Origin of the sequence: Subtercola lobariae (genome assembly GCF_014640255.1) — a bacterium.
GTDB lineage: Bacteria > Actinomycetota > Actinomycetes > Actinomycetales > Microbacteriaceae > Subtercola > Subtercola lobariae.
The window spans coordinates 263,452-276,607 of the sequence record NZ_BMGP01000006.1; the positions used below are offsets into that span (position 1 = coordinate 263,452).

Here is a 13,156-nt window from a genome sequence, read left to right on the forward strand (position 1 = left end):
CACATGGCCAAGACAAGCAAAATCGCAAAGAATGAGCAGCGTAAGGTCATTGTGGCCCGCTGGGCAACCAAGCGCCTCGAACTGAAGAAGGCGCTCGTTGACATCAACGGCACCGACGAGTCGCGTGAAGCGGCCCGCATCGGTCTGCAGAAGCTTCCTCGCGACGCTTCACCGGTGCGCGTTCGCAACCGCGACGCAGTGGATGGTCGCCCCCGCGGCCACCTATCGAACTTCGGCATCTCGCGTGTTCGCTTTCGCGAAATGGCTCACCGTGGCGAGTTGCCGGGCATTACGAAGTCAAGCTGGTAGGTTACCCTCGGTCGCTTGACTTCACCAGGCCCTCGTGGCAATCCGCGTGAAATCAAGCGAAATGTGGCCCGCTGAGGCCGCTGCCGTGCTTTACTGCTTCACTGAGAACTACAAAAATCGCTGCTCTGGCAGCAGGATGGTCCGAGGAGGACACTAAATGGCTGATAAGTCACTCAACAAGACCGAGCTCGTCGCTGCCGTCGCCGCCGCATCAGGCCAGACGCAGACCGCCGTCAACGAGGTGCTCGACTCATTGTTCGCAACTCTCGCCGATTCGGTGTCGAACGGCGTGAAGGTCACCATTCCCGGGTGGATCGCTGTTGAGCGCACTTCGCGTGCCGCTCGCACCGGCCGCAACCCGCAGACCGGCGAAGCCATTCAGATCGCCGCTGGCAACTCGGTGAAGATCAGCGCCGGCAGCAAGCTCAAGGCTGCGGTCAAGTAGTTCGCAGACGAAACCTCCAAGGGGTTCTGACTTCGGTCGGAGCCCCTTGTTTCGTTAACGAGCCGCGTGGCCCTTGATTTCAGGCGGCCTCTTCTCGGCCGTGGCTGTGGACAGCGAGTTCTGCACAGCCCGGCTGCTGCGACGGCCTTCACAGGCACGCTGACGTAGGGTTGACGGGTGCCAAAAGTGATTCGCATTGCAGGGCCGGCAGCGCTCGTCGCTGTCGCCTTCATCGCGCTGATTCTCGGGCTGGAGTACGGCGGCGGCGCAACTGCTCTTCTGCTTGAAGACCCGGGGCCGCTCGTTCGATTCGGGCTCCCGATTGCCACGCTGTTCGTCAACCTCAGCGCATCACTGACCCTCGGCGCCCTGCTGTTGGCATTGTTCGTGCTGCGTCGCGACAAACCGGAGTTCAACCGTGCCCTCGACGTGGCCGCTGCCGGTGCTGCACTGCTCACCGTTTCGGCGGCCATCACAGGGTTCTTGAGCTTTTTGAATGTCACGGCGTCGTCAGCCAGTCTCGATTCGAAGTTCGGTCAGATTCTCGGGCAGTTTCTGAGTTCCGTTCCACTCGGACAGGCCTGGCTCGAGACCACTCTCGTTGCCGCCGCTGTCACCGTTCTCTGCTTCGCGGTGAGAAACCTCACAGCGCTGGTCTTCGTCGCGGTTCTGGCAACGCTGGCCCTCGTGCCCATGGCTCAACAGGGTCACGCGGCCGGCACAGACGGCCATGACGCCGCCATCACCGCGCTTTTCTTGCACTTGCTCTTCTCCGCCGTCTGGCTCGGGGGTTTGCTCACGCTCGTTCTGCTGGTGAAGCAGCTCGACAACGCCCGACTTGTCGACGCCGTGTCTCGATACTCCACCGTGGCGCTCATCTGTTTCATCGTCGTTGCCGCGTCTGGCTACGTCAGCGCCGAGCTGCGCATCGGGTCTCTCGACCGTCTGCTGACGCCGTACGGCATTCTCGTACTGGTGAAGGTCGCCGCCCTCATCGTGCTCGGGTTGATCGGAGCAATGTATCGGCGATTGCTCATTCGCCGGTTGAACGACGGCCAAGGGCGCGCCATGTTCTGGCGCATCGTGGTGGCGGAGTTGGTCTTCATGGGCGTCGCCTCGGGGGTAGCCGTGGCCCTCGCTCGCACCGCCACACCGATTCCCGAAGTTCTGCCGAGCAGCCCGACCCCGGCTGAAATTCTGACCGGCTCACCGGTGCCCCCCGAGCTGACCTACGGCAACTTCTTCACGCAATGGAACTTCGACCTGCTCTGGCTTCTCATCTGCGGGTTCGGAATCTTCTTCTACATCGCGGGGGTAGTGCGCTTGCGCAGCCGCGGTGACTCGTGGCCGATGTACCGCACGGTGCTCTGGGTTCTCGGAATGCTGTTGCTCGTCTTCGTGACCAACGGCTTCATGAACGTCTACGAAAAGTACCTCTTCAGCGTTCACATGATGGGCCACATGATTCTGGCCATGATGATTCCGATCTTGCTGGTGTCAGCGGGGCCGGTGACGCTGGCGATGCGGGCCATCAAGAAACGCACCGACGGCACACGCGGTGCTCGCGAATGGTTGCTGCTCACCGTTCACTCGAGGGTCGGCACGTTTCTCGCGAACCCGATCGTGGCGGCAGTGCTCTTCGCCACCAGCCTGCTGACCTTCTACTACACTCCGCTGTTCCGCTGGTCGACAACAGATCACATCGGTCACGAGTGGATGATCTTTCACTTCTTGATCGTGGGCTATCTGTTCGCGCAGGCCCTCATCGGAATCGACCCGGTGCCGCACAAACTGCCATACCCGTTCAAGCTGCTTCTGCTGCTGGCCACCATGGCTTTTCATGCCTTCTTCGGCCTCACGCTGATGACCGGGTCTGGGCTGCTTCTCGCCGACTGGTATGGCTCGATGGGCCGGGCCTGGGGGGCGAGCGCCATCGCCGACCAACAAGCCGGTGGCGGCATTGCGTGGAGCATCGGGGAGATTCCAACCGTTATTCTGGCTATCGTGGTGGCCATTCAATGGGGTAGAAGCGACGCCAAAGAATCGAAGCGTCTCGATCGCAACGCAGACCGAACGAACGACGCCGAGCTGAACGAATACAACGCGATGCTGCAACGACTCGACAAGACGCGATGAGTCACGCGTGGTGACCGTAAGCGGCCCCGCGCTCTCGCCCGAGCAGCAGCGTGTGTTCGAGCTCATCGAGGGCACGAAGAATCACGTGTTCGTGACGGGGCGGGCGGGAACCGGCAAGTCGACGCTACTGAATCACCTTGCTTGGAACACCGAGAAGCAGGTGGTGATCTCAGCCCCGACCGGGGTCGCTGCGCTCAATGTGGGTGGCCAGACCATCCATTCGCTCTTTCGACTGCCCATCGGCGTGATCGCAGACCACGACATCGAACAGGGCGGCGACGTACGCAAGGTTCTCAACACCATCGACACTCTGGTCATCGACGAGGTGTCGATGGTGAACGCAGACCTGATGGATGCCATCGATCGGAGCCTCAGGCAGGCGAGGCAGCGCCCACTCGAGGCTTTCGGCGGCGTGCAGATCGTTCTGTTCGGCGATCCGTATCAGCTCGCCCCGGTGCCGGGCGGTTCAGACGAACGCGCGTATTTCACCGACCATTACTCGTCGATGTGGTTCTTCGACGCAAAGGTGTGGCGCGAGGCCGTTCTGAACATCGTGGAGCTCACCGAGATTCACCGGCAGCACGATGACGAGTTCAAGTTCATGCTCAATGCCGTTCGTCACGGCATGGTGACCAAAGAGATAGCGGATGCTCTGAACGGCGCCGGGGCGAGAACGCCGCCCACCGACGGCACCATCACCCTCGCCACCCGCAACGACTCGGTGAATCGCATCAACGCCGAAGCGCTGAAGCGGCTGAAGGGTGCTGTGAAGACGGCCAAGGCCGAGATTTCTGGCGATTTCGGTAGCCGTGCCTATCCGGCCGAAGAGAGCCTCGAATTGAAGGCCGGTGCGCGAGTCATGTTCTTGCGCAACGACTCAGATCAGCGTTGGGTGAATGGCACCGTGGGAACGGTGACCAAGATCTCGGGGTCAGTCTGGGTCGAGGTCGACGGTGAGGTTCACGAAGTAGAGCCGGTGAGCTGGGAGAAGTACAAGTACTCCTATTCGCAGACGAGCAAACTGCTCACCAAAGACGTCGTGGGCGAGTTCACCCAGTTTCCCCTTCGCCTGGCCTGGGCCGTGACGATTCATAAATCGCAGGGCAAGACCTATGACAAGGCTGTCGTCGACTTGGGTTCGCGGGTCTTCAGTTCGGGCCAGACGTACGTGGCGCTCAGCCGACTCACCTCGCTCGAGGGGCTTTACCTGACTCGGCCGCTCAGGCCGAACGACATCATCGTCGACACTGACGTGCAGCGATTCATGCGGCGGCAGCCGCCTTCGCCTCAGCCAGGTCGATGAACAGCTCGGTGTTGAACCGGTAGGCCACGATGACCTCGTCGATGACTCGCTCTCGCTCGTCGGCACTCCAGTCGACCGCGTCGAGTTGGGCTCGATAGGTCTCTTTGAACTCGCGCGGTTTGGCGATGTCGGCGAAGAGGTAGAAGCCCACACCGTTCGTTTCGAACCCGAACTGGCGTTGCATCAGGGTGCGGATGACCTGCCCACCCGAAAGGTCACCCAGGTATCGCGTGTAGTGGTGCGCGATGAAACCACCGCTCCAGGTCGCACCGACCTCACTGATTCTCTTGACGTAACGTGCAGTGGTGGGCAGCGGCTCGATCTGCTCGAGCCACTCGTCGCCTAGGAGAAACCTCAGGTCTTCACGAATGGCCGGCAGCCGGGTGAGCTTCGAGGAGATGAACGGCGCCGCAGTCTGGTCGTTCTTCATGCGTTCGGCCGCCGACTCGATGGCCTCGTAGATGAAGTAATGCTGGGCCACGAGCGAGATGTAGTCGTCTCTGCTGCCCTTGCCGTTCATGAGGTCGGTCATGAAACCAGCCCCTTCGCTTTCGCCGTGACCAGACCAGGTGCGCTCGCGAAGAGCCTGCGAGAAGGGGATGACGTTCGACACGGCGACTCCTAGGTAAGTGGACCCTAACCTTACTCGACGCCATGGCGAGGCGGAAGCCCGAGGGCCGCTGCCGCCGATTCGTAGAGCGCGACGATCTGCTGGCGAATTTCGGCACGTGTCTCGATGGTTCCAGCGGGCCACGGAATGACGACCTGACGCGTCTCGTCGTCGGGCACGAGCCACGCGCTCCAGGAGCCGCCAACGGTGTCGAGGTCGATCATCTCGGCGCGTTCTGCGTCTGCAGCGCCGAACGCCCGAACGATGACGAGGTTGTCTTCGGGGTGATCGTTGTTCATGTGATTGAGAATTGCGCCGACGACGTCGGGCGAAAAACTGCTCATGGCCCCTACGGTAGCCGCGCTGGCAGCAATCTGCGCCTCGCTGGCGAAATTTCGTGGCGACGCCCAGCCGTGCTCTGCTTAGGCTGTGGGCATGCCTATCGTTGCTGACACCAAGAACTGGACGTGGGTGCTCGAACGCGAGTGCCCAGAATGCGGTTTCGACTCGTCGTCGACCGCCGCCGTAGACGTGCCCCGGCTCACTCGCGAGAATGCGGCGGCCTGGCCGGCGGTGCTGGCCCGACCGAATGTCTCCGAACGACCAGACGCCGAAACGTGGTCAGCCCTCGAGTACTCGGCTCACGTGCGCGACGTGTTTCGAATCTTTCGCACCCGTCTCGCCCTGATGCTCGACGAAGACGACCCAGAATTCGCGAACTGGGATCAGGATGCCACGGCCATCGACGAACGCTACAACGAGCAAGACCCGGCCATCGTGTCAGCTGGGCTGCTCGAGGCCGGTGAGGCTTTCGCCGTGCTGCTCGAGCACGTTCGCGATGACCAATGGCAGCGTACGGGGCGCCGCAGTGATGGGTCGGTGTTCACGGTCGACACTCTCGCGCGCTACTTCATACACGACCCCGTGCATCACCTGTTCGACGTGCACCGCTAGCCGAGCATCCACTCAGCCCTCTAGCTGCTCTTGCAGAAAGTACGTCGAGCGGGCGAACGCGAGAGCGGCGGCATTCTTGTCGAGCCTGTCGAGCAGGGTCGCGTTCGCGAAAAAGCTGGTGGTGCCTGTGTATGCGTGCCGGTTGACGGGCGTGCCCATCTCTTTCAGGCGGCTCACGAACGAATCGGCCTCGAACCCGGCGCCCCATTCGCCGGTGTCGCAGAAGTTCACGAGCACCGGGCACGGCACGATTCCTGGCTCGTCGTCGTGCAGTCCGGCGGCGTAGGCGACGACCGCGTCGACTGAGCCGGCTTGAGCAAGCCGCAAGGCGAGCCACCCGCCGACTTCAAAGCCCAAGACGCCGACCTTGGTGCTGTGCGCGCGGATGCTCGCGTCAGGTGCACCGTCGAAGCCGTGACCTCGGCCGAGCTCAACGGCGTCTTCAAGGGTGGCGAGCGCGAAGCCGATGTCGATGTCGCCGCGCAATTCGTCTGCACCTTCAGCTTCGATGGTGGCCAGGCCGTTGAAGAGGTCGGGAACGACCACGTAGAAATTGCGATTGGCGAGCGCCTGGGCGTACGACTCGAGGTACGGCAAGCGGCCGAAGCTGTCGTGCACGACGACGACCGACGGATTTCCTGGCGTTCCGAAGGTGAGGGGCCAGCTCGGCGACGGAATGTCGATGAATTCAGGCACTCCGACCGCCCGCCGGCGGTGATGTCGGCTGCGACGCAGGCTGCCGCCCGACGACGATGGCGGCGAGCGCGTTGCCCATCGACCGGCGCATGTAGCGCATCCAGAGCGGCCCGATGATGTGGCGAACGAGAAAAGTGCGGCCGGGCAATGGGCGGTATCCGTACGTCCACGTGATGCGGGTGCGCCCCGGTGTGCCGGGAGCGTAGGTCCAGCGAGCGGTGGCGTCAGAGACGATGCGGCCGAGGATGCCCGTGAACTGGGTCACGTCGTAGTCGAAGTGGCCCGTCGCGGCCGGTGTTTGGGTCACTGCGCCGGTTGCCATCAGGTCGGCGATGGTTGCGCTGCCTTTGGCGGGGTCGTTCGCGGTGGCGAAGGGCTGAGCATCCGGAGCCGCGGGCCGGGCGTAACGAACGATTTCTTCGCGAAACGTTCCGCCGTCTGAGAGGTGCACTGTGCGCGAGTCGCCGACGCGATCGTACGTCTCATCGTGATTGTTCGCCCCCGTCACACCGGGCAATACGCCGAGATACCCGGTGAAGAGGGTGCTGTCGTCGCGTGGCACCACCACATCGAACGCGACGCGAGGCTCAGAGAAGCTCACGCCGACGACGGTGAACAGAACCAGCTTCGGTTGCATACGCGCTCTCGCAGACGACTAGAAACACTTGACCCCCACCCTACTTTGTTGCGCGGTCAGGGGCGCGGAGTGACGGGCTTCGCAGAATCTCATAAGCTGAGACCTGTCGCATCTCGAGCCGCCGGCAGGCCTTCTTGCCTTCGGGAGCCGGCCAGTAAGGGTGTGAAGCGTGACGACTGCGCGCATTCGCTTCGTGGGTTCGTACACCGACATTCTGCGGCTACCCGGCGCTCGCAGCTTCGTGGTGGCGGGGTGGCTCGGCCGCATTCTTCGCTCGACATCGGGAATCGCGACGATTCTGCTGGTGGCAGGCCAGACGGGCAGTTTCGCGCTCGCGGGCGCCGTTTCGGGCGCCATCGTGCTCGGCATCGCTGCCGGTGGGCCAGTGTGGTCGCGGGCAGTGGATGCCCGTGGTCAGCGACTCGTCGTTCCGTTCAGTCTTGGCGCCACCGTTCTTGCCGCCGCAGCGCTCGTCGGTGTGGTTGTGGGCGGCGCACACACCCCGACGTGGTTCGTCGCGGCGTTCGCGCTTGGTGCCGCGTCGATCGACATGGGCTCGCTCGTTCGGGCACGCTGGCGAAGCATGCTTTCGTCGCCCACCTCGCGCCACACGTCGTTGTCGCTCGAGGCGGTCAGCGATGAGCTGGTGTTCGTGGTGGGGCCGCCGGTGGTGACGGTGATCGCGGCCTCGGTGGGAACGGTGGCAGGGTTCGCCACGGGAGTGGTGGTGGCCACCGTGGGCGGTGCGTGGTTGTGGAGCCAGCGGGCGACCACTCCCCCGGTGGTCGCATTGTTGCCAGCCTCGGCTGGTGGCCCAGCGAGGCGCAGACGGTTTCGGCTGCCCGCCGGCGTGGCCGGGCTCTTGCCCGTTTACGTTGGGGTGGGCGTGGTGTTCGCGTCGATCGACGTTGCGGCGGTCGGTGTGGCGCGCGGTGCAGGCCAGACCTGGCTCGCGGGAGTCATTCTCGCCGTGTTTGCGGTGGGCAGCGTGGTCGCCGGTTTCGCGTTCGGCCCGCTGAGTGCGAGGTGGGCCGCGTCGCGAAGAGTACTGGTGAGCACGATCGCCTACGCGGTGGTGGTTCCGAGCCTCCTGCTGTTTCAGAGCCCAGCGGTGCTCGCCAGCATGATCTTCGTTGCGGGGCTCGTCACCGCGCCGGTTCTCATCTCCGGAACCTCGCTGATCGCATCACGGGTCGACGGCAGTCGTCTCACTGAGGCGCTGACCTGGCCGTCGATCGGGCTGTCGATCGGCGTCACCCTCGGTGGGGCGTTGACCGGCATCGCCATCGATGACGGCACGGCTTTCAGCGCTTTCATCGTATCGGCGTGCGCCGCGGTTGCGGTTGGCGTGTTCGGGGTGACGAGATCGGTTCTCGATCGGCGCGCCGAGCATCCACAGCCCTCGGCGCCCGTCACGGCCACGTCATCGCCGTGACGCGGTAGTCGCCGTGACGGGGCGTCGCGGTGATAGGGCGTCGCGGTGATGCGGTCGCGCCAGAGACGTGTTGTCGCCCGCTAGGAGTTGTCGCCACCCGTGTCATCTGCCGTCGAGCTCTCTTGAGAGACCCCAACCCCGTTGCTGCGTGACCAGCTCCAGTTCGCGACCACGGGAATGTCTTCGCCGCGCTCTCGGGTATATGCCCGTGCGCGCATACGTGCGTCTTGCATTTCTTGACGCAGGCCCGCAGCGACGATGGCAAGACCCGGAACGCGGTCGATTACGTCCATGACCAAGTGGTAGCGGTCGAGGTCATTCAGCATGACCATGTCGAACGGCGTAGTGGTGGTGCCCTCTTCCTTATAGCCGCGTACGTGCAGGTTGTTGTGACCCGTGCGCCGGTAGGTCAGGCGATGAATCAATGAGGGGTAGCCGTGGTAGGCGAAGACCACTGGTTTCGTAGTGGTGAAGATGGTGTCGAACTCGTCGTCTGCCAGACCGTGCGGATGCTCGGTCGCCGACTCCAGGCGCATCAAGTCGATCACGTTGACAACTCGCACCTTGAGGTTCGGCAGGTGTTCGCGCAGCAGCGCTGCCGCCGCGAGGGTTTCGAGCGCCGGCACATCGCCCGCGCAGGCGAGCACGACGTCAGGTTCTTCGCCTTGCACCTCGGTGCCGGCCCACGGCCAGATGCCGAGCCCTCGAGTGCAATGCGCCACGGCCTCCTGCATCGTGAGCCAGTTGGGGGCGGGCTGCTTGCCGGCCACCACCACGTTGATGTAGTCGACGGAACGCAGACAGTGGTCGTAGGTGCTGAGCAGGGTATTGGCGTCCACTGGCAGGTAAACGCGCACAACGTCTGCCTTCTTGTTCACCATGTGGTCGATGAACCCGGGGTCTTGGTGGCTGAAACCGTTGTGGTCTTGACGCCAGACGTGAGACGAGAGCAGGTAGTTCAGCGACGAGATGGAGCGCCGCCAGGGAATCGTTCGCGACACCTTGAGCCACTTGGCATGCTGATTGGCCATGGAGTCGATGATGTGAATGAACGCTTCGTAGCAGTTGAAGATGCCGTGCCTGCCGGTGAGTAGGTAGCCCTCGAGCCAGCCTTCGCACTGGTGCTCGCTCAGCACCTCCATGACGCGGCCTGCCCTCGCAAGATGTTCGTCAATGGGCCAGATTGCAGAGTTCCACTGCTTCTCGGTGCTCTTGTAGACGCCCTGCAAGCGGTTCGAGGCTGTCTCGTCGGGCCCGAAAATACGAAAGTTGTCGGGGTTCTGAGTTATGACGTCGGCGAGCCAGTCGCCGAGCACTTTCGTGGCCGAATCGTCGCTGGCCCCGGGGCTCGCGACCTCGACGCCGTAGTCGCGAAAGTCGGGCAGATCGAGTTCGCGGCGCAGGAGGCCGCCATTCGCGAACGGAGTGGCACTCATGCGCAGTTCGCCGCGTGGCGCAAGCTGAGTGATGAATTCGATCGGTGCACCGTTCTCGTCGAAGAGCTCTTCTGGCTTGTACTTCTTCAGCCAGTCTTCGAGAATTCGCGTGTGCGCTTCGGTGTCACGGGCGTTGGCCAGCGGAACCTGGTGGGCGCGCCAGGTGTTCTCTACCGGGAGGCCGTCGATCTCTTTCGGGCATGTCCACCCCTTGGGGGTGCGCAGAATGATCATGGGCCAGCGTGCGGTGCCCTCGAGAGTGCCTGCTGCGGCCTGGCGTTTGATCTCAGCGATCTCGTTCAGTACTTCGTCGAGTGTCTCGGCCATGCGCTGGTGAACGAGCAGCGGGTCTTCGTCGTCGAAACCGCCAGAGACGATGTGCGGGTTGTGACCGTAGCCGCGCATGAGGTCGAGAAGTTCGTCTTCGGGGATGCGTGCCAGAACGGTGGGGTTCGCGATCTTGTACCCATTGAGATGCAAGATGGGCAAAACGACGCCGTCTTGTGCGGCGTCGAGAAACTTATTGGAGTGCCAGCTCGTCGCGAGCGGGCCGGTTTCGGCTTCGCCGTCGCCGATGACGCACGCCACCAGCAGATTCGGGTTGTCGAAGGCCGCGCCGTAGGCGTGGCTCAGCGAGTAGCCGAGCTCGCCACCCTCGTGAATGGAGCCGGGGGTTTCGGGCGAATCGTGGCTCGGAATGCCACCCGGAAAGGAAAACTGCCGAAACAGCCGCTTCATGCCCTCTTCGTTCTGGCCGATGGGCGAATAGACCTCGGAGTAGGTGCCATCGAGGTAGGCGTTCGCCACCATTCCTGGGCCGCCGTGGCCCGGGCCGGTGACGTAGAGCGTGGCCTGCTCGCGCTGCTGGATGATGCGGTTGAGGTGTGCGTAGATGAAGTTCAACCCCGGGGTCGTGCCCCAGTGGCCGAGCAGTCGGGGCTTGATGTCGTTGCGACTGAGCGGCTCTTTCAGAAGCGGGTTGTCGAGCAGATAGATCTGGCCGATGGAGAGATAGTTCGCGGCGCGCCACCAGGCGTTGACGCGCTGCAGCTCTTCGCCCTCGAGCGGCTCAGGCGCGCGGGTCGGCCACGGGGTGGGGTTCCAGGCGCCGGCGAGGGCTTCAGCCGCCAATGTTTCACCCGCGATAATGGGCGCGGCAGCGGCCGGTGTCTCGGCAGTGGGCGTGGCTTGATCTGTCATGACTGAACCTCTCCTGAGCGGTAGCGAATACTCACCGGCTCGTGGCCCAGCCTAGGCACGCCGAGCGGTGCGCCACCAGTGGGTGACCGCAACCGGTGGGAGAACTCTCGCTGAACTCGTTCTGTGGAGGAGTGGAGGGGGAACGGGCATCCTGCAGCTCGAAGCCCCCACCGGTCAGAGGCGGCGGAGGTAGCGGCCCGCGTCGAGAAAGCGGCGGTGCGCCACTGTCGAGGCGCGGTGGCGACGCGTCACGCGAAGTCAGCCGAGTGATCGGTGGCCCACTCGTCGAAGGTGAGCGCGGGGCGGCCGAGGATGCGCGAGGTCGCGTCTGTGGCAGGCGAGTTGCCTGCGGCCGCGTCATCGAGAAACTGGAGAACGGCTTCGGCTTCTGGCGCGGGCATGAAGCGTGAAAACTGCTCGGCAGCCGCATCGCGCGAGAGTTCTTCGATGGCGATGGGGCGGCCGATGGCGCGCGCGATCGCAGCGACTTGCTCACGCTGAGTCAGCATGGCCGGGCCGGTGAGCATGGCGCTGACGTCGGCACTCGGGCCACGGGTGAGTGCGGCGACTGCCACGGCAGCAATGTCGCGCTCGTGAATGGGCGCTGTGGCCGCATCGGGCTGATAGAGCGCGAGCGCACGGCCTGCCCTGATCGGATACGCCCAGCTCAGAGCGTTATTTGCCAAGACCAGCGGGCGAAGGGGAACGACGGCGATGTCAGCCGCGGCCGCGAAGGCGTCTTCGACCTGGCGGTGCTCTTCGGTGATGGCATTGCCGGCCGATGTTGTGTGGATGATGCTGCCCGACGACATCACGACGATTCGTTCGAGCGCTGCCGCACGCGCGGCGGTGATCACCGTGTCGACGCCGTGCGGGTTGGCGTAAAGAAACACCTGGCGAGCGCCGTCGAAGGCCCGTATCAGGGAGTCTGCGTCGGTGAGATCGGCGGCGAATACGTCGACGTCGGCGGGAAATCGGCCGGGTTCAGGGTGCCGTGATGAGGCGCGAACGGGAACACCGAGTTGCCTGAGCTCTGCGAGCACGAGCGCGCCCACGCTGCCGGTTGCTCCCACGACGAGGGTGGGTCTGTTGTCGAGAATGGCCATAACGGTCTCCAATATGCGTAGTGAATACGCCATGGAAAACCGAGCCGGCGAATCGCCGAGCTGGCATCGAGACGTTCCGACGCCGCATCTCGATACCGTAAGCCTATTCGATCGACGCGAGAGGGCGCGCCCCCAAAACAGGTTGATGCGTCTCGTCACTGAGTAGTGCCGCGGGGCGGCGTGACGCTGATGTGGCGTGTGACGGCCTACTTGGCGTAGGGGTCGGGGTCGCCGTGGTTGACGAAGGTGACGGAGCCTTCGTCGCGCGAGCCATCGGCGCCGACGGCGGCGAAGCTGTAGGTGTGCGGGCCGTAGCAGCTGAAGGGCACGGTGACCGAGCCGACTGCGGGCAGGGGCCCGTCAAATGGGTTGGCGACGGCGTCGTCGGTGTCGACTCCGATGTACACGGCTGTGGTGTCGCGCGCTGAATAGTCGAAGGTGAGGTCGAAATTCAGTTGGGCGGGCACCGCGTCGGTGCCGGTGACACAGACGACTTGCACTCCGTGGGTGTTGAACACCTGCATCAAGGGTTTCTTCGCTGCGGTCGGGGTGGTGGGGGTCGGGGTCGGTTTGCTCTGGGTGCCCGTGCCGGCAGCCGCACCGTTCGACGCTGCGGCCGAAGACGTTGCGCCGGGTGTCGTCGACGAGTTCGGGGCTGACGTCACTGTGCTCGTCGGCGATGCCGTCACCGGGGCTCCCGTGGTGACCGTGGTCGGGCTGAACAGAATGAAGGCGAGCAGCACTATCACCGCCAGGAGCAGAACGCCGATCACCCCGAGAATCACCAGCAACGGCACGTTTCGTGGGCGGGGCGAGGGCACAGGCTGTGGCTCTGGTGAAACGGGCGTGCTCACACGCTTCTCCTTACGCAGGTCACGGCCGGAATCGG

General features: G+C 63.8%; 13 protein-coding genes. 6 read left to right on the forward strand and 7 right to left on the reverse strand.

All coding sequences use genetic code 11. The features are described 5' to 3' along the window. The first annotated feature begins 3 nt into the window (after positions 1-3). The 4 genes from rpsN (at position 4) to IEX24_RS16410 (ending at position 4,193) form a co-directional block, all read left to right on the forward strand. Positions 4-309 carry a 30S ribosomal protein S14 gene (gene rpsN / locus IEX24_RS16395; protein WP_188680174.1) on the forward strand — a complete coding sequence of 102 codons (306 nt, stop codon included), beginning with the start codon at positions 4-6 and terminating at the stop codon, positions 307-309. A 157-nt stretch (positions 310-466) separates the two neighbouring features. After that, positions 467-754, forward strand: a complete 288-nt coding sequence (locus IEX24_RS16400; RefSeq protein ID WP_188680175.1) for an HU family DNA-binding protein — start codon at positions 467-469, stop codon at positions 752-754. A gap of 177 nt (positions 755-931) precedes the next feature. Next, on the forward strand, positions 932-2,890 hold the full coding sequence (locus IEX24_RS16405; RefSeq protein WP_188680177.1) for a bifunctional copper resistance protein CopD/cytochrome c oxidase assembly protein: 1,959 nt from the start codon (positions 932-934) through the stop codon (positions 2,888-2,890). Between the two features lie 7 nt (positions 2,891-2,897). Next, positions 2,898-4,193 (forward strand): ATP-dependent DNA helicase, encoded by a 1,296-nt coding sequence (locus tag IEX24_RS16410; protein ID WP_188680179.1) that lies wholly within the window; start codon positions 2,898-2,900, stop codon positions 4,191-4,193. Here IEX24_RS16410 and IEX24_RS16415 read toward each other — a convergent pair. After that, complete coding sequence (locus IEX24_RS16415) at positions 4,153-4,806, reverse strand: biliverdin-producing heme oxygenase (RefSeq protein ID WP_188680181.1); 654 nt, start codon at positions 4,804-4,806, stop codon at positions 4,153-4,155. The two genes, IEX24_RS16410 and IEX24_RS16415, sit on opposite strands and share 41 nt — an antisense overlap. Positions 4,807-4,835: 29 nt before the next feature. Beyond that, on the reverse strand, positions 4,836-5,147 hold the full coding sequence (locus IEX24_RS16420) for a DUF2470 domain-containing protein (protein WP_188680183.1): 312 nt from the start codon (positions 5,145-5,147) through the stop codon (positions 4,836-4,838). 91 nt (positions 5,148-5,238) lie between these two features. Between IEX24_RS16420 and IEX24_RS16425 the strand changes: the two genes are divergently transcribed. Then, positions 5,239-5,757 carry a DinB family protein gene (locus tag IEX24_RS16425; protein WP_188680185.1) on the forward strand — a complete coding sequence of 173 codons (519 nt, stop codon included), beginning with the start codon at positions 5,239-5,241 and terminating at the stop codon, positions 5,755-5,757. A gap of 12 nt (positions 5,758-5,769) precedes the next feature. On the opposite strand, the gene IEX24_RS16430 is transcribed toward IEX24_RS16425, so the two are convergent. Next, the gene (locus tag IEX24_RS16430; protein WP_188680187.1) at positions 5,770-6,453 is read right to left on the reverse strand and encodes a dienelactone hydrolase family protein; all 684 of its coding nucleotides are present in this window, start codon (positions 6,451-6,453) and stop codon (positions 5,770-5,772) included. Then, entirely contained in the window at positions 6,446-7,090 is a 645-nt protein-coding gene (locus tag IEX24_RS16435) for a hypothetical protein (RefSeq protein ID WP_188680189.1), read from the reverse strand. The genes IEX24_RS16430 and IEX24_RS16435 overlap by 8 nt, the downstream gene beginning before the upstream one ends. Before the next feature lie 169 nt (positions 7,091-7,259). On the opposite strand from IEX24_RS16435, the gene IEX24_RS16440 reads away from it, so the two are divergent. Continuing rightward, positions 7,260-8,525 carry an MFS transporter gene (locus IEX24_RS16440; protein WP_188680191.1) on the forward strand — a complete coding sequence of 422 codons (1,266 nt, stop codon included), beginning with the start codon at positions 7,260-7,262 and terminating at the stop codon, positions 8,523-8,525. A gap of 80 nt (positions 8,526-8,605) precedes the next feature. Here IEX24_RS16440 and IEX24_RS16445 read toward each other — a convergent pair whose 3' ends face one another. The 3 genes from IEX24_RS16445 to IEX24_RS16455 all read right to left on the reverse strand — a co-directional run bounded on the left by IEX24_RS16445 (position 8,606) and on the right by IEX24_RS16455 (position 13,121). Further along, on the reverse strand, positions 8,606-11,161 hold the full coding sequence (locus tag IEX24_RS16445) for a phosphoketolase family protein (protein WP_188680193.1): 2,556 nt from the start codon (positions 11,159-11,161) through the stop codon (positions 8,606-8,608). Between the two features lie 248 nt (positions 11,162-11,409). After that, positions 11,410-12,267, reverse strand: a complete 858-nt coding sequence (locus tag IEX24_RS16450) for an NAD(P)H-binding protein (RefSeq protein ID WP_188680195.1) — start codon at positions 12,265-12,267, stop codon at positions 11,410-11,412. Between the two features lie 206 nt (positions 12,268-12,473). Beyond that, entirely contained in the window at positions 12,474-13,121 is a 648-nt protein-coding gene (locus IEX24_RS16455) for a hypothetical protein (protein WP_188680196.1), read from the reverse strand. Between the last annotated feature and the right edge of the window lie 35 nt (positions 13,122-13,156).

Coding starts and splice junctions, on each gene's coding strand:
- IEX24_RS16435 (WP_188680189.1), bottom strand. CDS start 7,090: ATGCAACCGAAGCTGGTTCTGTTCACCGTCGTCGGCGTGAGCTTCTCT.
- IEX24_RS16445 (WP_188680193.1), bottom strand. CDS start 11,161: ATGACAGATCAAGCCACGCCCACTGCCGAGACACCGGCCGCTGCCGCG.
- IEX24_RS16420 (WP_188680183.1), bottom strand. CDS start 5,147: ATGAGCAGTTTTTCGCCCGACGTCGTCGGCGCAATTCTCAATCACATG.
- IEX24_RS16450 (WP_188680195.1), bottom strand. CDS start 12,267: ATGGCCATTCTCGACAACAGACCCACCCTCGTCGTGGGAGCAACCGGC.
- rpsN (WP_188680174.1), top strand. CDS start 4: ATGGCCAAGACAAGCAAAATCGCAAAGAATGAGCAGCGTAAGGTCATT.
- IEX24_RS16425 (WP_188680185.1), top strand. CDS start 5,239: ATGCCTATCGTTGCTGACACCAAGAACTGGACGTGGGTGCTCGAACGC.
- IEX24_RS16400 (WP_188680175.1), top strand. CDS start 467: ATGGCTGATAAGTCACTCAACAAGACCGAGCTCGTCGCTGCCGTCGCC.